This is a genomic window from Phytoactinopolyspora limicola (genome assembly GCF_011320225.1).
GTDB classification, from domain to species: domain Bacteria; phylum Actinomycetota; class Actinomycetes; order Jiangellales; family Jiangellaceae; genus Phytoactinopolyspora; species Phytoactinopolyspora limicola.
This window is the reverse complement of record NZ_JAAOEN010000018.1, coordinates 39,159-59,119: the sequence shown is the minus strand read 5'-3', so window position 1 is coordinate 59,119 and position 19,961 is coordinate 39,159. Positions and strand designations below refer to the sequence as shown.

Annotated in this window: 14 protein-coding genes; 10 read left to right on the top strand and 4 right to left on the bottom strand. The window is 66.2% G+C overall.

What is annotated here, in order from left to right; translation table 11 throughout:
• Nucleotides 1-54 precede the first annotated feature (54 nt).
• The gene (locus G8760_RS25455; RefSeq protein ID WP_166355650.1) at nt 55-1,203 is read right to left on the bottom strand and encodes a GntR family transcriptional regulator; all 1,149 of its coding nucleotides are present in this window, start codon (nt 1,201-1,203) and stop codon (nt 55-57) included.
• Between the two features lie 440 nt (nt 1,204-1,643).
• On the opposite strand from G8760_RS25455, the gene G8760_RS25450 reads away from it, so the two are divergent.
• The 5 genes from G8760_RS25450 to G8760_RS25430 all read left to right on the top strand — a co-directional run bounded on the left by G8760_RS25450 (nt 1,644) and on the right by G8760_RS25430 (nt 10,125).
• Complete coding sequence (locus G8760_RS25450; protein WP_166355649.1) at nt 1,644-4,562, top strand: carbohydrate binding domain-containing protein; 2,919 nt, start codon at nt 1,644-1,646, stop codon at nt 4,560-4,562.
• A 154-nt stretch (nt 4,563-4,716) separates the two neighbouring features.
• A complete protein-coding gene (locus G8760_RS25445; RefSeq protein WP_207782720.1) occupies nt 4,717-5,742 on the top strand; it encodes a LacI family DNA-binding transcriptional regulator in 1,026 nt (341 codons plus the stop codon).
• A gap of 344 nt (nt 5,743-6,086) precedes the next feature.
• On the top strand, nt 6,087-7,499 hold the full coding sequence (gene uxaC, locus G8760_RS25440; protein WP_166355647.1) for a glucuronate isomerase: 1,413 nt from the start codon (nt 6,087-6,089) through the stop codon (nt 7,497-7,499).
• Nucleotides 7,496-8,995 carry a mannitol dehydrogenase family protein gene (locus tag G8760_RS25435; RefSeq protein ID WP_207782719.1) on the top strand — a complete coding sequence of 500 codons (1,500 nt, stop codon included), beginning with the start codon at nt 7,496-7,498 and terminating at the stop codon, nt 8,993-8,995. Before uxaC ends, G8760_RS25435 begins: the two co-directional genes overlap by 4 nt.
• Nucleotides 8,992-10,125 (top strand): LacI family DNA-binding transcriptional regulator, encoded by a 1,134-nt coding sequence (locus tag G8760_RS25430; RefSeq protein WP_166355646.1) that lies wholly within the window; start codon nt 8,992-8,994, stop codon nt 10,123-10,125. Before G8760_RS25435 ends, G8760_RS25430 begins: the two co-directional genes overlap by 4 nt.
• On the opposite strand, the gene manD is transcribed toward G8760_RS25430, so the two are convergent.
• Nucleotides 10,096-11,322 carry a D-mannonate dehydratase ManD gene (manD, locus tag G8760_RS25425; RefSeq protein WP_166355645.1) on the bottom strand — a complete coding sequence of 409 codons (1,227 nt, stop codon included), beginning with the start codon at nt 11,320-11,322 and terminating at the stop codon, nt 10,096-10,098. The two genes, G8760_RS25430 and manD, sit on opposite strands and share 30 nt — an antisense overlap.
• Nucleotides 11,323-11,584: 262 nt before the next feature.
• A complete protein-coding gene (locus G8760_RS25420; RefSeq protein WP_166355644.1) occupies nt 11,585-12,439 on the bottom strand; it encodes an alpha/beta fold hydrolase in 855 nt (284 codons plus the stop codon).
• Nucleotides 12,440-12,632: 193 nt separating this feature from the next.
• Here G8760_RS25420 and G8760_RS25415 point away from each other — a divergent pair, with 193 nt between their 5' ends.
• A complete protein-coding gene (locus G8760_RS25415) occupies nt 12,633-14,114 on the top strand; it encodes an FAD-binding protein (protein ID WP_166355643.1) in 1,482 nt (493 codons plus the stop codon).
• Nucleotides 14,115-14,166: 52 nt separating this feature from the next.
• Here G8760_RS25415 and G8760_RS25410 read toward each other — a convergent pair whose 3' ends face one another.
• Nucleotides 14,167-14,586, bottom strand: a complete 420-nt coding sequence (locus G8760_RS25410) for a hypothetical protein (protein WP_166355642.1) — start codon at nt 14,584-14,586, stop codon at nt 14,167-14,169.
• 281 nt (nt 14,587-14,867) lie between these two features.
• Here G8760_RS25410 and G8760_RS25405 point away from each other — a divergent pair, with 281 nt between their 5' ends.
• From G8760_RS25405 to G8760_RS25390, 4 genes are all read left to right on the top strand, one after another.
• Complete coding sequence (locus tag G8760_RS25405) at nt 14,868-16,088, top strand: ABC transporter substrate-binding protein (protein ID WP_207782718.1); 1,221 nt, start codon at nt 14,868-14,870, stop codon at nt 16,086-16,088.
• A gap of 99 nt (nt 16,089-16,187) precedes the next feature.
• Nucleotides 16,188-17,999, top strand: coding sequence for an ABC transporter permease subunit (locus G8760_RS25400; protein ID WP_166355692.1), 1,812 nt, complete (start codon nt 16,188-16,190; stop codon nt 17,997-17,999).
• 8 nt (nt 18,000-18,007) lie between these two features.
• Nucleotides 18,008-19,153, top strand: coding sequence for an ABC transporter ATP-binding protein (locus tag G8760_RS25395; protein ID WP_166355641.1), 1,146 nt, complete (start codon nt 18,008-18,010; stop codon nt 19,151-19,153).
• On the top strand, nt 19,150-19,938 hold the full coding sequence (locus G8760_RS25390) for an HAD family hydrolase (RefSeq protein WP_207782716.1): 789 nt from the start codon (nt 19,150-19,152) through the stop codon (nt 19,936-19,938). Before G8760_RS25395 ends, G8760_RS25390 begins: the two co-directional genes overlap by 4 nt.
• The last annotated feature ends 23 nt before the right edge of the window (nt 19,939-19,961 follow it).

Here is a 19,961-nt window from a genome sequence, read left to right as displayed (position 1 = left end):
GATAGGCGGCTCCCGCTGCGCCCTAAGCGTCATCTGAGGCCAGGAAGTGGGTGCCTAGGCACGCGACCGCTCGGTCTGCGCCGACCCGCCGCCGACGGTGGATTCGCGGACGACGAAGTGGGGTAACACCCGGGTGCGCACGATGGGTGCCTTCGTTCCGTCCCTGATCATCGCGGCAAGGGCGGCCGCGGCGAGTGCGCCGATCTGGGCTCGGGCCGGCACGATGGTGGTGAGGGGAATCTCCGCGATCCCGGCGACCTGATCGTCGTAGGTCACGATCGCGAGGTCGCCCGGCACCTCCACTCGGGCCCGGCGCAGATGGGGGAGCAGCCTGATGGCAAGTGTGTCGGCGACGCAGACAACGGCGTCGAGCCGATGTTCCACGACGAGTCTCGCGTAGTGGGCGACGTCGGCATCGGACCAGTCCTCCGGAGGTCGGCGGAGCACGGTCTGATCGTTGACGGGCAGCTCTAGAGCGGTCATGGCCGAGTGGTACGCACGAAATATCTCGTCCGCGTGGCTGCTCTCGAGGAGCCCTTGGAAGCCGATCCGGCGTCTGCCCTGTGCGTGCAGGTGGCAGATCGCCTGATTGAGGCCCTCGGTGATGTCCGAGCACACGTAGGGGGTGCGACGGCACGGGGCTTGTGGTGGTGCGTCCACCGGGTGGCGTTCCACCAGCACATGTGGCACGTCCAGCGTGGTGAAGGCGTCGAGGTGGGCAATGGGATCGCCATCGAGGTGCAAGGTGGGGGCGATGATCAGCCCCTGGGCGCCGTTGGCGACGAGTGAGCGGGCTCGCTCGAATTCGACGGTGCGATCGTAGCCCGCGAACGTGATGCGTAGCTCGAATCCGGCTGCGTGCAGGACGGCCTCCGCGCTATCCACTACGGGGTCGTAGAAGGCGCTGTTCGGGGTGATCAAGCCGACGGCTGCCGTTGGTGCGGCGGTAGCGGGTAGTGCCTTGACGTACGCACCCGACCGCGGCTTGATCTGGAGCTGCCCGTCGTCGGCGAGCTCGAAGAGTGCTTTGCGGACGGTGTCGAACGCGACGCCATGGGCGGCGGCGAGGTCGGTGACCGGTGGGAGGCGGCTGCCAATGGGCCATCGACCGCTGGCCAGTTCTTCCCGCAGCTGCGCGGCCAGCCTACGGGCCCGGGTGTTCCGTCGTGGCGATTCGCTATCGCGAGGTGGTGGATTCGTCATCGAGGCTTCTTGTCGTCGTCGGATCCGTCAATGGAACGCTCTCCGTAAATTATCAGCAAATTGACCTAAATAGATGGGGAATTCTCGCTCAGTATTGACATTTCTTCTGCGGTGAAAATAGCGTGGCCTGCCACCGGTGAAGTAGTGACGCGTCGCCCAGTCCGATCGTTGCAACCGATTGCAGCTCGGTTGGTTGCTTGATGGAGGAGGTTTCGGTCGGTGACGAATCGTGTGGTGCCCCGAGGAGATGAGGTCCGATGACGCGATTAAGAGGCCGCACAGAATGGGAGTCGCCTGGCTCGCGGGCCCGAGCACCCTGGCTGGCGGCGTTGTCGTCAGTCGTCGCACAAACCCAGTGCGGCTCCTTCCTCCGCCTTGCCATCCAGGCGCTCGACCCCGCTCGCTGTCAGGCGCCCCATTCTGCGCGGCCTCTAAGAACCATGTCCGCGCTCGCCGTGGTCGGCTTGCTGGCCGGCGCACTGCTCATCGGCGCAAGCGCTCCGGTGTACGCCGAGGAGAACCCGCGTGCGGAGCCCCAGAATCTGCTGACCAATACGAGCTTCGAGGAGGGCGACGACGTCACCGATGCCCCGGGCTGGTCGCCCCTGTGGGGTCGGACGGAGTTCGTGTCGTTCACCGATGTGCGTGCGACCGACGGTGTGCGGAGCCTCCACGTCTTCAGCGACTCGACCACTCGTGGCGGCGGGTACATCGCCGATCCGGTGCCCGTAGACGTTGGCGAAACCTATGAATTCAGCTTCGACCAGTATCGTGTCGACGGTTCGCTCAGCGCCACGGTCTACTTCGACGACGCCGATGGCAACATCGTGACCCAGCCGTGGGAGATGGTTCGGTCGACGGCGCACACGTGGGAGCGTTCGGCCGCCTACTTCGACGCCCCTGACGGCGCGGTCGCGGCTCGTCCGGTTATCTATAACCCAAGTGGCGTGACGGTCGACACCTACGTGGACAGCGTGTTCTTCGGCCCTGGGGAACGGGTCGAGGAGCCCGAAGAATCCCGCGTCGAGCAGATTCTCGCGCAGGACGAGAACCTGGAGTATCTCGGTGAGCCCGTCACCACGCAGATCCCCAGCCAGGCCGCCCATGGACTCGAGAACGGACGGCACGTGTCGTATCAGGTGTTCAAGGGAGCGCCGGACACCGACTACCCCGCGACCTTCGCCGTCACCGACGTGGAGACCGGGGAGCAGCAGCGGACCTGCGCCGTCGAGGGTGCCGAACACGTGCGGAACCTCAATATCGCCGACGACGGCCGCGTCTACTGGGGTACCTACTACGACTCGAAGTTGTGGCGCTACGACCCCGCCACCGGCGACTGCGCGGATCTGGGCCGCATCAGCGAGGCAAGCGGGAGTCACCACGCCTTCGGCGTCTCGCCCGGCCCCAATGGCTCGGTGTATCTGGGGGTCTACCCAGACAGCCGGCTCTACCAGGTGGACCCGGTCACCGATGAGATCGAGCTGCTGCGCGAGATCGCGCCGAACGCGGACTACATTCATTCGATCGCGTACGACGAGCAGACCGACACCGTCTACGTCGGCTCCGGCGGGCAGATCCCCCAGATCTGGAAGATCGACGACGGCGGACGGGGTGACCAGACGCTGATCGCCGATGAATCCACCGCGCCTGGCCTGAACGCGGGAGCCACAACGGTGGGCCGCATGGACATCGTGGGGGACTTGCTCTACGCACAGGTGGGATTACGCATGTTGATCCTGGACCTGGACGGGAACGTCGTCCACTGGGACGCCGGACAGACCCGCTACTTCTTCGGCCACCACATCATCGCTGGCGCACGGCCGGGCACGGCGGTCTTCTCGACCGAAGGAGGGGGACTGGTAGTCCACGACGGCGCCGACAACTCGTTTACCCCTACCGGCATCAACATCGGCGGGTACCTCTCGAACGGGGTAGTGGACGACTCCAGTGGTACTCCGCTGCTGTACGGGACGTCGGCGACCGGGGTGTTCGTCGCCGATCTCGAAAGCGAGACGCTGGTCTCGGACAACGCCATCGAGTTTGCCCAACCCACGCTGATCCAGAAACTCTTCACCGGCCCCGACAACTCCGTGTGGGCGTCGGGTTACATGGTTGGCCTGGCCGAGGTCGACAAGGACGGCGTCGATCATGACCCGACGATGCAGCGCGGTCAGTATGAGTCGGCTGTGGTGCGAGACGGGAAGCTCTACCTCGGCGCCTACGGGCATGCCAAGTTCGAGGTGCTCGACCCCGAAACCTACGACCCCTCGAACCCGAACACCGTGCCGCGATTGTTCGACGGCCTCGCGGAGGGGCAGGATCGCCCCCACGGCATGGCGTACAACCCGGAGCGCGACGAAATCTACCTGGGGGCGGTCGCGATCTACGGGCAGACCCAGGGCGGGCTTGCGATCTGGGACGCCGCTACCGGATCGCACGAGTGGCTGACCACCGAGATCGGTCTGGACGAGAACGTCGTCTCGGTCGCGTACAACCCCGTTGACGGCCTGGTCTACATCGGCAGCACTATCTACGGCGGGCTGGGCTCCGATCCCAGTGGGAACACCGCCGGCAAGCTGATCATCTTCGACCCGGAGACCCGCGCGGTCGTCGAGGCGATCGACCCCGTCGGAGAAGAGCGCCAGGGCATCACCGGACTGATGGTCGACCCTGACGGCCTGGTCTGGGGCGTCGCGGAGGAGGCTCTCTTCGCCTATGATCCCGTGGCCGGCGAAGCGCAGGTCAAAGGCACCGTTGGGGGACGTTACACGTCGACGCGCTGGGCCTATGGCACCGTCACCAGGTCTGACATCGACGGGAAGATTTATGTCACCGCCGGCAACCGGTTCAGCGTCCACGATCCCGCCACGGGTGAGACCCGCCGGATCGCGGACGGGCTCGCCTGGAGCGCGGTCGACGACGACGGCGATGTCTACCTCAGCGCCGGTGCGCACCTGTTCCGTTACAACGTGCCGGGTTCTGGTGATGAGTTCACCTGCACCGAAACGATCACCGGCACGGTGGACGATGGGCTCAACGTCGTGGCGGAGGCCGTGGTGTGCCTCGACGGAGGCCAGGTGAACGGAGCGGTGACGGTGGAAGCGGGCGGTGCGTTGCTCGTCGAGAACTCGTCGTCCATCCACGGCAGCCTGGTCGCAACCGATGCGGTGAGTTTGCAGGTGCGGGAGAGCTCGATCCGCGGCGCGGTGTCGGTGACGGGAACGACGGGGCCGTTCGTCTTCGCCGGCAACGACGTGAGTGGTTCGCTGAGCTGCTCCGGTAACACGTCGGAGCCTGATGACGAGGGCATGGTGAACTCGATCCGCGGTTCAGTCGGGGGGCAGTGCTCCGCCCTCTGAACCACCCTCCCCCACCCCCCCCCCCCCCCCCGGTGATCATTGGCTTTTGACTACCGGATCCGGTAGTCAAAAGCCAATGATCACCGGGAGGGTGGGAAGGGGGTGCGGGGGTGGGGAACCGGTTACTCTCGTCCTTGTGAGAGATGAGGGGTCTGTGGGTAGACGCGACGGCTCGCGGCGGTCGGGCGCGGGCGTGCCGGTGACCATCGGGCTGGTGGCCGCGACCGCGGGGGTTTCCCGGGCGACGGTGTCGCGGGTGTTCAACGGCAACCCGTCGGTGGCGCCGGAGCTTGCCGAACGGGTGCGGGCTACCGCCGCCGAGCTCGGTTATGCCCCGAGCCCCGTGGCCCGCAGCTTGGCGCTGGGCCGTACCGGGGTGATCGCCATGCTGGTCCCGGACCTTGGCAACCCGACGTTTCAAGGGGTCCTCAACGGCTTGACCCGTGCGGCCAGCGATCAGGGGTACCGGCTGCTGGTCGCGGACTCCCAGGAAGACCTTGACGAGGAGGCCGTCCTCGCCGTCGAGGCGCGGCGGCGCTGCGACGGACTTGTCTTGTGCGCGCCGCGGATGCCGACGGAGCGGTTGCGGGAGCTGGCTCCCAAGCTCAGGCCGCTGGTTCTGGTCAACCGCGAGTTACCGGATGCCGACGTGCCGTCGGTGACCATCGATTTCGAGGTCGGTATCCGTGATCTGGTCGCTCATCTGCGGGGCCTCGGGCACCGCCGGATCGCCTATCTGGCCGGCCCTGATACCAGCATGTCGAACCAGATCCGGGTGCGGGCCCTGCAGGTGGCCGTGGCCGGCACCGTCGAGGTGGTGGAGTTGGCGTGTGGTGTGTCGTTCGCGGATGGGCATGCGGCGGCTGACCACGTGATCGATCACGACGTGACGGCGGTGATCGCCTACAACGACCTCGTCGCGTTTGGAGCATTGAGTCGCCTGCATGAACTCGGTGTGCGGGTCCCGGCTCAAATATCGATCGTCGGCTTCGACGACATCCCCTTCGCGCGCTACACCACGCCGGCCCTGACGACCGCCTCCGTGCCGATAGGCGATGTAGGCCCGGGGGCGTGGAGCCGGTTGTGGGCGTTGATGAATGACGGGGCACCGGAGGCGGATCTCAGGCTCCGCCCGAGGCTCGAGGTGCGGGGTAGCACCGGGCCCGCGCCCACGGCTTGAGGTGATGTTCTGAGCTGGCCGTTGCGGAGTCGGCGGTCCGCTGTGTCCTGCGCCACCACGAGCTCCCGTACTGTGCCCGCCGGCCGGCACTGCGCCCGCCCGCCGGCACTGCGCCCGCCCGCCGGCATTGCGCCCGCCCGCCGGCATTGCGCCCGCCGCCGTGCAGTAAGCCTCCTTGTTGCTGCTGGGGCGACAACAAGCGTTCTTATGGCGGGGGTGGCCGGGTCGTCACCCCTTCTCGTGGCCACCGAGATTGGCGTCAGGAACCGGTTTCTCATACTCTGTCAGAGTGCCTGGCGTCGTGTTGAAAGCTAGGTACCGGGACCGACGCCGAAACGAGGGCCATGGGTGACGTGACGCTGGACGACGACCGGCTACTGCCTGCCGAACCAACCGTTCGAGCGCTAGCGCGGGAGCTATATCACCAGGTCAGAGAGTTGCCACTGATCTGTCCGCATGGGCACGTCGACCCCGGCCTGCTGGCCCGCGACGAACCGTTCCCCGACCCGGCCGAGTTGTTGGTAATCCCGGATCACTACGTGCATCGGATGCTGCATTCGGCTGGTGTCTCCCACGCCGATCTGGGTCTTCCTGATGTCGATGGGGTCCGGCGAGAGACCGATTCCCGACGTATCTGGCGGATCCTCTGCGAACACTGGCACCGGTTCCGCGGCACTCCGAGCCGGCTCTGGCTGGAGGCCGAGCTGGCCGAGGTCTTCGGTGTGACGACGCGGCTGTCCGCGGTCACGGCGGATGACGTCTACGACGAGCTGCAGGACCGGCTCGCGCAACCGGAGTTCCGGCCCCGGGCGCTCTTCGCCAGGTTCAACATCGAGGTGCTGGCTACCACCGACGAGGCGACCGACCAGCTCACCGCGCATCGCGCTCTACAGGAGGAGCGGTGGGACGGCCGGGTCATCCCGACGTTCCGGCCGGATCAGGTGCTGGACCCGGATCAGCCGCGATTCCGCGAATCCCTGACCCGGCTGGCGGAGATCACCGGCGAGGACACCGCGTCGTACCCCGGATACCTGGCGGCGTTGCGGCAGCGCCGGGACTACTTCCGACAGCTGGGGGCCACCGCGACCGACCACGGCCATCCCAGCGCGTATACGGCGGAGCTGGCCACCTCAGATGCGGAGAAGCTGTTCCGGCGCATCGTCGAGGGCCCAACCGAGCCCGGCGACGCCGAACTCTTCCGCGGACACATGCTGATGCAGATGGCGGCGATGAGTGTGGACGACGGGTTGGTCATGCAGCTGCATCCAGGGTCGGTGCGCAACCACGACCCCGCCCTGCTGGCCGGCTACGGGCCGGACAAGGGTGCGGACATTCCCGGCCCTACCAACTACGTCACCGACCTCAAGCCGCTGCTCAACCGGTTCGGGAACCACCCCGGATTCACCGTCGTCGTGTTCACCCTCGACGAGTCCACGTATTCGAGGGAGCTGGCCCCCCTGGCCGGGTACTACCCGGCGATGCAGCTCGGACCAGCGTGGTGGTTCTATGACAGCCCGCACGGTATGCGGCGATACCGCGAGCTCGTGACAGAGACGGCCGGCTTCTACAACACCGCCGGGTTCAACGACGACACCCGGGCCTTCCCGTCCATTCCGGTCCGGCACGACGTCGCCCGCCGGATCGATTGTGGCTACCTGGCTCGGCTCGTCGCCGAGCATCAACTCTCTCTCGACGAGGCGCACCAGACGGCGCACGATCTCGCCTATGGGCGGGCCAAGGAGGTATACAAGCTGTGAGCGAAGCACTCGCCGGCCTGGATCTGGCCAGCCTGGGCACCGTGCCGGACGCGTCGCGGCCGAGCTATGACCCGCGCGCGTTGCGGGTGGGGCACGTGCATCTGGGGGCCGGCGCCTTCTTCCGGGCCCACCAGGCCTGGTACTCACATCTGGTCACCACGCTGGGCGACCACCAGTGGGGGATTCTCGCCACCAGCCAGCGGTCCCCGGCCGTGACCGACCAGCTATCCGCGCAGGACGGGTTGTACACGCTGCTGGAGCGGCCCACGCGGGGAACACCGTCGGCGCACGTCGTCGGGGTAGTACGGCGCACCGCGAGCGCCGCCCGAGACCCGCAGCGTATCGTCGACGCACTGGCCAGCCCCGACGTCCACGTGGTCACCCTCACGGTGACCGAGAAGGGGTATCGGGCCCGGCACGGTCGCCTCGCCAGCGATGCCGACGTCGAAGCGGATCTCGCCGGGCGGCCTCCGGTGACCGTGGTCGGCCAGCTGGTCCGTGGGCTGATGGCCCGGGCCCGCGGCGACGCCGGACCGGTCGCGGTGGTGTCCTGCGACAACCTCAGCGACAACGGGACGGTGCTGCGCGGCCTGGTGAATGACTTCGTCGAGCGGCTTCCCGGGTCCGACGCCGCCCGTGTCGCCACATATATCGACGCCGCCGTGACTTTCCCGTGCACCATGGTCGACCGCATCGTACCGGCCACGCTGGACCGCGACCGCGACGATGTCCGGCGGCTGATCGGGCTGCGGGACGAGGCGAGTGTGGTAGCCGAGCCGTTCACCCAATGGGTGATCGCCGACGAATTCCACGGGCCGCGCCCGGCATGGGAGAAGGCCGGTGCCACCCTGACCGGCGACGTCGCCGCCTACGAGCGGGTCAAACTCCGCCTGCTCAACGCTACTCATTCGCTGATCGCCTACCTGGGCGCACTCGCCGGGTACGAGACGATCGCCGAGGCCGTCGGCGACCCGCTGATCGAGCAGGCGGCGCGGGATCTGATCGACCACGACCAGGCTCCGACCCTGGTTGCTCCGGAGGGGGTGCAGTTGACCTCCTATCGGGACGAGGTGCTCTCCCGATTCGCCAACGCCGCGCTCGGGCATCGCACCGCGCAGGTAGGTATGGACGGTAGCCAGAAGCTGCCACAGCGGTTGTTGTCCGCGGTGCGCGAGCGCCGAGCTGTCGGGGCAGTCCCGGTTATGGGTGCGTTGCTGGTAGCGGCCTGGTTGCGTTTCCTGTCCGGACGCGACGACGCGGGCCGGACGATCGAGGTATCCGACCCGATGGCCGGACGGTTGGGACCCTTGCTGGCCGGGACGGACGCCGCCATGGACCGGCACACAGTGCGTGAGGTGCTGGGCGTCACCGAGGTGTTCGGCCCGGATCTGGCCGGCGACGAGGCCTTCGGCGACGCGGTGACCGCGTGGTATACCGCGCTGCGTGAACATGGGGTGAGTGATGTTCTGCGCGGCGAGCGGCCGGTGACGAGATGAGCGGACCCGAGTCCCGCGACGTCACCATCTACGACGTCGCCAGCGAGTGCGGTGTAGCGCCGTCGACGGTGTCGCGCGCGTTGAGCCAGCCTGGCCGGGTCAGCGCCCGCACCAGCCAGCGGGTACACGAGGTGGCGCGGCGGCTGGGCTACCGGTCGGCGCCGCTGGCCCGGCACGTCCCGGAACAGCGCACCGGAACGCTGGCGATGATCGTGTCCGACGTCGGGAACCCGGTGTACGCGCCGATGGTCCGTGGCGCGGAGGAGGCTGCCGCCACGGCTGGCTACACCCTGGTGTTGTGTGACGTCGTTGAGTCCGCGGTGCGAGAACGTCAGCTGCTCGACCAGCTGGCACCGAACGTGGACGGCCTCGTCCTCGCGACGTCCAGACTGTCCGACGCGGCCATCCGGATGGTGGCACGTCGTCGTCCGATGGTGACGATGAACCGGGTGACGCAGCAGGTGCCGAGTATTCTGCCGGACAACGAGCACGGCATGTGTCAGGCCGTGGAGTACCTGGCCGGACTCGGACATCGGCGGCTGATCCACGTCGCGGGTCCCGCTGGTTCGTGGGCAGCCGCCACCCGGTGGCGGGCATTGAGGGATGCCGCCGCGTCGGCGGGGATGCGGGTGCGGCGAATCGGGCCGTATCCGCCGACCGTGGCGGGTGGGCAGGAATCGGCCGCGGCGATCACCGAGGAACTGCGGCCGGAACGGGCCGCGTCGAACCGGCGAGCCGCGGACCGCGCCGGGCCAAGGCCGGACCGGGCCACCGCCCTCGTCACCTACAACGATCTACAGGCGATCGGGCTGATCCAGGCGCTGTCCCGGCAGGGTGTGCGGGTACCAGCCGAAGTCAGCGTGGTCGGCTGGGACAACATCCTTGGTTCGGACTGGTGTGTACCCGCGTTGACCACCGTGGCGGCGCCGCTGCTCGACCTGGGTGCCGCGGCGGTACGTCACCTGCTGGCGGTGACGGCCGGCCGCGCCGTCCCGGCTGCGCCGATCGTGTTACCGACCCGGCTCTTGGTGCGTGATTCCACTGGTCCGGTCAGCGCCGCGCCGGTACGCCTGGAACCGGTCCGCCTGGGGGTGGCGTCGTCACCAGTCATGGACCGTGCCGTCCAGTAGGCGGTTCACCGGCAGGTAGGCGGGATCGTACGGGAACTTGTCGGCTACGTCCTCGTCGTACTCCACCCCAAGGCCGGGCTGCTCGCCCGGGTGTAGCAGGCCGTCGGTGAAGGTGTAGCTGGTGCGGAACACCTCGAGGGTCTCGGGGGAGTGGCGCATGTACTCCTGGATGCCGAAGTTGTGGATGGCGAGGTCGAGATGCAGGGCCGCGGCCATTCCCACCGGAGAGATGTCGGTGGGGCCGTGAATACCGGACTTGATCTGGTACATGGCGGCGAAATCGAACAACTTCTTCATCGGCGTGATGCCACCGGTGTGGGTGACGGCGGAGCGCACGTAGTCGATGAGTTGTTCGGTGATCAGGGTCTGGTAGTCGAAAGCGGTGTTGAAGATCTCGCCGATGGCTAGTGGGGTGGTGGTGTGGCGGCGGACCAGACGTAGGGCTTCCTGGTTCTCGGCCGGGGTGCAGTCTTCCAGCCAGAAGAGGTCGTACGGTTCTAGCGCCTTGCCGAGTTTGGCGGCCTGGATGGGGGTCATCCGGTGATGACCGTCGTGCAGCAGGGGCAGTTCCGGACCGAACTCGTTGCGGACGGCCTCGAAGACGGTGGGGACATGGCGAAGGTAGGCGCGGGTGTCCCACTGTTCGGCCGTGGGTGCGGCCGACCGGCGGGCAGGCTCGTAGTCATAACGCTCGCCCATCGCCGGGCTCTTGGCCACGCCGTAAACGGTGTCCAGCCCGGGTACGCCGCTCTGGATCCGGATGGCGCGGTAGCCGAGCTCCAGATGTTCGCGGATGGAGTCGAACAAGGACGGCAGCTCGAACCCGCTGGCATGTCCGTAGGCCAATGCCCCGGTGCGGCTGGCCCCGCCGAGCAGCTGATACAGCGGCATACCAGCGGCTTTGGCCTTGATGTCCCACAGTGCGACGTCGACGGCGGCGATCGCGGCCATCGTGACCGGTCCGCGCCGCCAGTACGCGCCCCGATAGAGGTATTGCCAGGTGTCTTCGATCTGGTGCGGGTCGCGGCCGATCAGCAGCGTCGCCACGTGATCGCGGAGGTAGGAGGCGACAGCCAACTCGCGGCCGTTCAGCGTCGCGTCGCCGTAACCCACCAGGCCGTCGTCGGTGGTGATCTTCAGTGTCACGAAGTTCCGGCCTGGACTCGTGACCATCACGTCCGCCTGAGTGACGATCATGCGGCTGTCATCTCCTTCGACTGCGCACCGTGGACGGCTCCGGGGTATCAACCGCCAGGATGCCCGGGCAGGTGCCTTACTGCCGGTTTCCGGCAGGCTGGACCGGGCTACTCGGGCATCCCTATTGGGCCATGGCGAGCCGGGGGATAGCAAGCGGTTGCCAACTCTTGTCATGCCCGTCGTCGGCCGCCGTCGTCCCGCCCATCACGCCCGTGATCGAAGTCCAGATCAGGTCGCTATAGCGACCCGATCTGGACTTCGATCACCAGGGGGCGGGGGCGCCGTCGGCGCGGTCGAGGGTCCGCTCGAAGGCGAGGATCTCCGCGGCGAAGGCGCCGGGATTGTCTTCGGGGGAGAAATGTCCGGCGCCGGGGATGAACGTGAGTTCCGCACCGGGTATGGCCGCGGCGAGTTCCTGCGCCTTGGGCGGCGGGAACCACCGGTCCTGATCGCCCCACAGGAGCAGCACCGGCATCGTCAGCTCCTTCAGCCGCGGTACCAGGGGAGCGGCCATGTCCTCGTCGTATCGGGCGACGGCACGCCAGTAGGCGGCGACGCCATCGGGTCCGCGCCATGGCGACATGTAGGCGTCTAATGTGTCGGTGCTCATGGGCCGGTGGGTTGTCTGGGTGAGGTGGGCGCCGATCATCGCCTCGGCGATGTGGGTGGGGATCTGGCGTACGGTGCCCATGTTCTCGCGGGCCAGGCGGGAGAAATCGGTGATGAACGGCGGAATCACCGCGGCGTCGGCGAGGACGAATGCGCCGACGTCGAGGCCCTCGAAGAAATGGGCGCGTAGGGCGAAGATTGGCGCGAAGTCGAAGGCCACCACGGTGGGCGCGACGATGTTCCAGTGCGCGAACAGCTCGGGTAGCCGGCGGGCCTGTTCGTCCCATGAGATGTTTTGTCCGTCGAAGCGGTCCGAGCTGCCGAAGCCCGGCCAGTCGAATACGTAGACCTGGTGGTGAGGCGCCAGGTGCTCGGTCACCTGCCGCCAGATGAACGACCAGTTCGGTGTTCCGTGCAGCAGGACGATGGGCGGGCCGGAGCCGAAGGAGTCCCACCGGATCTGGCCCTGAGGGGAGTCGAAGGTGCGGGACAATTGCCAGGTGGCCATCATGGGGCTCCGCGATCGTAGGGGTCGGAGATGAGTAGGGGTTGTCTACGATCCTGTTAGACCAGAGACACCGGCACAATTGGCGTTAATGACACACTCCATCAAGAAACTGCCATCCGGTCGCTCGGCGTGCGCCTGTTGATCATCGACCGGTTTCCCGCCATGCTGGTCATTGATCAGCAGGAGTGATCCCATGGCCAGTTCGGACAGCATCACACCCGGCGCCGGCATCCCCGCCGCGGTCGGGTTCGATCCCGCGACACGTTCGTGGGTGACAACACCCGACGTAGGTATGGCCGGCGGCGACGTCGACGCGGTCCCACCGCTCGACGGGACGCTTCATGTCGACGAGACCACTCGGCGCGAGTACTCCCGCGACGCGGGGCGTTACCTCAGCCGGATACCGCAGGCGGTACTTCGTCCAGGGTCGGTAGCCGACGTCCAGGCCATGCTGCGGTTCTGCCAGCGGCTGCGGATCCCGGTGGCGACGCGGGGCCTGGCGAACACTACCCACGGGCAGGGACTCGTCGGCGGCCTGCTCGTCGATGGAAGGTCACTGGCTGGCGTCCGGTCGGTGGAGGCGGACCGGGCCACGGCGGGTGCGGGCACCACGTGGCTGGAGCTCAACCGCGCCGCCCACGAACACGGCCGCACCGCCCCCGCGCTGACCGGTTACCTCGGCCTCACTCTCGGCGGCACGTTGTCGCTGGGCGGGATCCCGCCTGCCTTCCGGACCGGCGCCCAGGTAGATAGCGTGCTGGAACTGGAGGTCGTCACCGGAGCGGGCGAAGTACTGCGCTGTTCCGCCGAGCATGAGCCGGAACTGTTCGACGCGGTGCTGGCCGGCCTGGGGCAGTACGGGGTGATCACCGAGGCCACCGTGCGAGTGGTGCCGACCTGGCAGAAGGTACGCGGCCACGAACTGTCGTACACCAGCGCGGAGTCGCTTTTCGCCGACGTCCGCACCTTGACCCGGCGCGGTGAAGCCAGCGAGATCTACGGCGAGTGGTGGCGTCCGGGTGAACGAGGCGAGGTCCACCACCTGAGCACGTTCACCTTCTTCAACTCCGATGCACCAGCCGACGACACACACCTTCTAAGGGAACTGACGAGACCGTCGAGTGACGCGCAGATCACCGAGAACGACTACCTGCCACACGTGGAGCGGATCGACGATGCGGTCGAGATGCTGCGTGCGGTGATGGACTGGGACAACCTGGTCAAACCATGGTTTACGGTGTGGCTGCCGGAGTCGCAAGCCCAGCGCTACGTCACCGAGGTGCTCGCCGAACTGGAGCCGGCCGACGTCGGAGACGGCGGCTTCGTGCTGATGTACGTTCATCAACGTTCCGCGCTGACCAGGCCGTCGCTGCGGTTGCCGGACCCCGACGGCAGCGACTGGGTCTACCTGTTCACGCTCATGACGGCTTGCCCGGCGGACGCGGGAGCCGAGTATGTGGCGGCGATGATGCGCCGCAACCGGCGGTTGTTCGAGCACGCTCGGGGGTTGGGCGGCGTGCGCTATCCGATCGAGTCCGTCGAGTTCACCCAAGCCGACTGGGAGCAGCACTACGGAGACCGCTGGCCGCACCTCGTCGAGCTGAAACGGCGGCACGACCCAGCCGGGATCCTGACTCCGGGTCCGGGTGTGTTTACCGAACTCGCTGACCGGTAATACGGCCCAGGGTGGGTGGATGCTGCCGACGTGCCTGCCGTGAGAGGCAGGATCAACCGTGGTCGACGCTGCCGGCGACGAAGTACCGCCCGGTCAGACACGGAAGGTCAGGGTCGTCATCGACCAGCGACCCGGGTTCGTAGTAGCCGCCGCCGACCCTGATCGGGCCACCGAGGGTGAACGTCAGGTCAGCCGTCCGCAACACGTCGGAGTCCCCCTCCCATGACGCCGCGGGGAAGATCACCGTCCAGACCTCTTGCCCCGTGGGTACGGACGCCTCCACCCGTAGGCACGCGCCATCCATGATCAGAACGCCGCTGAGCTCCGCGGCGTTCGACTCGTCGCTCTGGGGCGTGTGGCTCAGCACGGGCCCGTCGGCGGTGACAGTCAGCCGACCGTCCGAACCAGCACAGGCAGCGGCGGACACCGCAGCGACGACCACCAACGCAACGATGGGCAGCGCTCGCGCCAACCACTCAGACTTCCGACGTTGTGGTGGTGATGGTCACCGCGATGTCGGAAGTCTGAGTGTGCCGAGCCTATGTCCGCCTCGAGTGGATCCGGCGCTTCTGCTGCAAAACGATCTACTGTCGCCCTTCTGAACTGGCCTGATGTGCTGGAGTATGGGAATTTAGGCTATATGTATTGACATATATACCTAGCCTGATGAAGGGTATGTGGAAACCCGCGCTTAACACGTGGCAACCGATGGCGGCCACGAGGGGTGTCAGGGCGACACAACGAGGAGGCCGGATGTACCACACCCACAGAGCCAGCCGCCGATCTCTCGATCAGCGGCGTGCGGCAATCATGGCGGCAACGGCGGTCGCGGTCCTGTTGGCTGCCGCCTGTGCCCCGTCGTCAACGCCGCAGGCAACAGCGGACGCGCAGGACGAGCAGGAGGAACAGGCCGGGGCGGCGGAGGTCGACGAGGACTTCGACCTTGATGAACTCATCGCGGCGGCGCGCGAAGAAGGCAGCGTCACGGTGTACGACGGCACCGGCAAGATCGAGCAAATGGCGGCCGAGTTCCAAGCCACGTATGACATCGACGCCACCGGCATCAAACTGGATAGCTCGGAGATCGCCGAGAAGATGACGAGGGAAGCCGAGGCTGGAAACGTGACGGCCGACGTCGCCCTGATCAGCGATGTACCTTCGGTCTCCGAACAGCTCTTTCCGCAGGGAGTGGCCGAGAACTGGATTCCGCCCGACGTTGCCGATCTCGTCCCCGGCAGCATGCTGGACCCGCTGATTGTCATCACCGACCCGAGTCTGTACACGTACAACACTGAGGTTCACGACACCTGCCCGGTCGGCAACGTCTGGGCGCTCACCGACCCGGAGCTGGTCGAGCCCGGCGGTTTCGTCTTTCAGGATCCCCTCGGTCAGCCCGACTACGCCGACTGGTGGACGGAGATGAGCCTGCACGGGGATGAGCAACTGCGCCAAAGTTATGAGGACCTCTACGGCGAACCCCTTGAAACCGAGGAAGACAGCGCCGCCCACGAGTGGATCAAGCGGTTGGCGCAAAACGGCCCCTTGCTCACCAAGAGCAGTGAAGAGGCCTCGGAGGCGGTCGGAGCGCCCGGTCAGTCCGATCCGCCGATGGGTCTGATGAGTTCGGCGAAGTTCCGCAACAACGACGACAAGGGTTACGTCCTCGGTGTCTGTGAAGACATGGCACCCTGGGTCGGCTTCGCCAAGCCGAAAGCCATCGTTATGGCGTCGGGCACGAGCAGCCCGAACGCCGCGAAGCTGTTCATCCACTACGCGATGACCGCCGAAGGGATCAAACCCCAGGTTGACGACGGCAAGCTCTCGTCCAACCCAGAGGTGCCGGCCAGCGAGGAGGACCCCAGCGGAGCGGCGGAGCGCGCCGACAAGATCTTCTTTTTCGACAACGCCACGGTGTCCGAGAACTGGGCCAACCGGCAGGCCATGCACGACTTCTGGCGCGTACACCGGCGCTGATGCGCCTACCCCAAACGTTTGAGCACAACACTTCGTTTCGTGACTTGACGAGGAAGGTTGCCTGTGGCTGTACCCACGCTTCCCAGGGAGGCGGCGCACATGCCGCCGGAGCCCCCGAGGGGAAGGTTCGGCCGGACGAAGTATCACCTCGCGGTGGCTCGGCACGAACCAACCAAGCTCATCGGGGTCTTGCTGGCGATAGTTTTTCTCTATCTCATCGTCGCCCCGATTCTGTCCGTAGCGTCCGACGCATTCCGGGTCCACTTCGGCGACCACGTTCATACGGGGCAGGAGCCCGGCGCCTGGACCGGTTACTACCTGTGGCGGGTGTTCCGGTCCGACGTGAGCTCCATCCTGTTCTGGCAGCCGTTTCTCAACACGATCGTCATCGCGGTCGGCACGACGCTGTTCGCACTTGTCGTCGGGGGCGCGATGGCGTGGCTGATCGCCCGCACCGACCTCCCGGGCCGGAAGTGGTTCTCCACCGCGCTGGTGGTTTCGTACATGATGCCGTCCTGGACGTTTGCCCTGGCCTGGTTGACGATCTTCAAGAACCGGCGGATGGGGGGCCGGCAGGGGTTCTTGGAGGCCATGGGCGTCCAGGTCCCAGACTGGCTGGCCTACGGAGCGTTCCCCACGATCGTGGCCCTCGGCCTGCACTATTACCCGTTCGTGCTGCTCCTGTTCGGCAACGCGTTGCGCCGCATGGACTCTCAGCTCGAGGACTCCGCGCGGGTGCTGGGAGCACGGCGGCGAACGATCGCACAGCGCATCGTGTTGCCCTTGATGTTGCCGTCCCTCACGTCGGCCGTGTTGCTGATCTTCGCGAAGATCCTGGGGACGTTCGGCACGCCCTACATCCTGGGGCTGCCGGTGGACTTCCAGGTGATGTCGACATCGCTGTTCCAGAGCATCCGTAACCGTCAGAACGGGGTCGCCGCGGTCATCGCCCTCGTCGTCATCGTGGTCGGCATCCTGGTCATTCTGGTCGACTCGAAAATCCTGAAGGAGTACCGGCGATTCGTCACCGTCGGCAGCAAGGGGTCCATGGATCGCCGGACCAAACTGCGGCGATGGCGGATGCCGGCTCTGGGGCTGGCCATGACCGTGTTTACCGCGAGTGTGATCATCCCGATCGGGGTGTTGTTCCTCTCAACCATTCAACGGATTCCCGGCCGCTTCGAGCTCAGCAATTTCACTCTCAGGTACTGGATCGGCACCGACCTGGACAGCGTCGCGTTCCCCAGGGGCGTGCTGGTGAGCGGTGAACTCTATTCGGCCATGTGGAACAGCTTCCGGGTGGTCGGGCTGGCCGCCGTCTGTTGTGGCGTGTTGGGCCTTCTTGTGGGCTACGTCGTGGTTCGCACGTCAGGAACACGATTGTCGTCGATGTTGCGGCAGATATCGTTCCTGCCCTATCTCGTGCCCGGGATCGCGTTCGCGGCAGCATATCTGTCGTTGTTTGCCGTGCAGCGCGGCCCGGTCCCGGCGTTGTATGGAACGTTCACGATCTTGGTCATCGTGATGGTGATCGGGAACCTACCGTATTCATCGCGGGCTGGGATCTCAGCGATGATGCAACTCGGACGGGAGCCGGAAGAGGCGGCTCAGGTCAGTGGTGCCGGGTGGTGGCGCCGGATGACGCGGATCGTGACGCCGATCCAAAAGGGCGCGTTGGTCACCGGAATTATTCTGCCGTTCATTTCCGGCCTAAAAGAGTTGAGTACGGTAATTATGTTGGCCACCTCGAACACCGAACTGCTCACCACCTTATCGGTGAACTTGGTGGACTTCGGCTATCTCCAGCTAGCCAACGCCGTCGTGCTCATCATCGCCGCCATGGCCTTTGTCGCGACGTATCTCGCACAGCGCCTTACCGGCAGCAGTCTCGCCTCCGGACTTCAGGGATAGGGGTATTTATGCCGCATATCACTTTGACCGCGATCGACAAGATCTATGACGGGGAACAGAAGGCCGTCGACAACCTGTTCCTCGCGATTCCGGATGGGGCGTTTATGTGCCTGCTGGGCCCCTCGGGATGCGGAAAGACCACGACACTACGCATGATCGCCGGGTTGGAGCAGCCGACAGCCGGGGAGATCCGGGTAGCCGATCGGACGCTGGACTCGGTGGAGCAGGGAGTCTTCGTCCCACCGGAGAAACGGCAGATGGGACTGGTCTTTCAGAGCTACGCGTTGTGGCCGCACCTCACCGTGCAGAAGAACGTCGATTTCGGCCTGCGTATCAAGAAGATCCCTAGTCGAGAACGTGCCGAACGCACCGAAGAGGTGCTGTCGTTGTTGCGTATCGACAAACTCAAGGACCGTTTCCCGGCGCAGCTCTCGGGTGGGCAGCAGCAGCGAGTAGCCCTGGCCCGGATGCTGGCGGTGAACCCGTCGGTTCTCCTACTCGACGAGCCGCTGTCCAATCTGGATGCGCGGCTCCGGCTGGAAATGCGGGCCGAACTCAAACGAATTCACGACCGTTGGCGGACCACCATTGTTTTTGTCACCCACGATCAGCTCGAGGCGATGACGCTGGCCACTCTCGTCGCGGTCATGAACGACGGAGTGCTCCAGCAACTAGGTTCGCCGATGGAAATCTACGACCGTCCGGCGAACCGATTCGTAGCCGAATTCGTCGGTAACCCGCCGATGAACTACGTCGCCCGGGATGATACGAGCGGGCCTAAAGTGGCGTCGTCGCTGGTGGGATATGCAGCCTCGGTAGGTGAGTTGGCCGACCCGGTGGGGGCGGTAGGTGTGCGCCCGGAGGCCCTGCGGCTGAGTTCGGCACCGACGGCGGTGCCACCCGGGGCGTGGCACGCACCGGCCCGGGTAGAAGCAGTGCTGCCAACGGGCGCCAGCTGGACGGTTCAGCTGCGAGTGCTTGATGGGACCTTCTATCTGGTATCGGCCGATCCGATCGAACATGGCGCCGACGACGAGGTGACGTGCTGGACCCGCGCCAGTGATCTGCACGTCTTCGATGAGAGTGATACCCGGATGACGGCGTACGACGACGCAGTGACCGCCAGTTCCATCCAGGTGGGGAGCGACGCGTGACGACGGCAGTGTCGACGATGCCGAGAGCGTTGCTGCTGGACTTCGGCGGGGTGGTGGTCGAGACGTTCGGCCGCCCGGGCTGGCGCCGAGAACTAGCGGCCGAGGTGCACCAGGCGCTTCGGGCGGCCGGCCATACCGCGCTGACCCGCGGTGACGTCGAGCTCGACATCACCGCGGGCCGGGCGGCACACGCCGGTTGGAAGAACGCGATGTCGCGGCCGTATGCGCCGCGCGAGGCGACCCATCGTGAGTTCTGGGCGGAGTACGTGGCCGCGGACTGGCCACCGGCCGAACGTGCGCTGGTGGTGGCGCACGCGCAACACCTATGCCGGCGGATGGTGGAGTTACAGGCAGAACGTAAACCCCGAGACGGCATTCACGAGCTGCTGGAAACCGCACGTCAGAACGGCGTGACGGTCGGAATCGTCAGCAACGCCCTGGTTGGTGAGGTACATCGGGAGGTGGTTCGCGAACTCGGCCTGGACCAGCTGATCCAGGTGCAGGTCTATTCCGACGAGGTCGGCATCCGCAAGCCGAACCCGGAGATTATCGATATGGCTGCTCAGGCGCTCTCCGTCCGTTGCGCGGACGTGTGGTACGTGGGCGACAACTTCGACCGGGACGTGGTGTGTGGGCGACGTGCCGGAGTCGCGGCGACGATCTTGATGGTGGCCAAGGACACCTATGACCCGCCGTATCGAGTGCGGGACACCCCGGATCTCACCGTCGCCGATCCGGCTGAACTACTGGCCGTCCTCCGTGCGGCCGAGTCATCGCCATCGTGAGTGATCCAGTCACGCAACAGGAA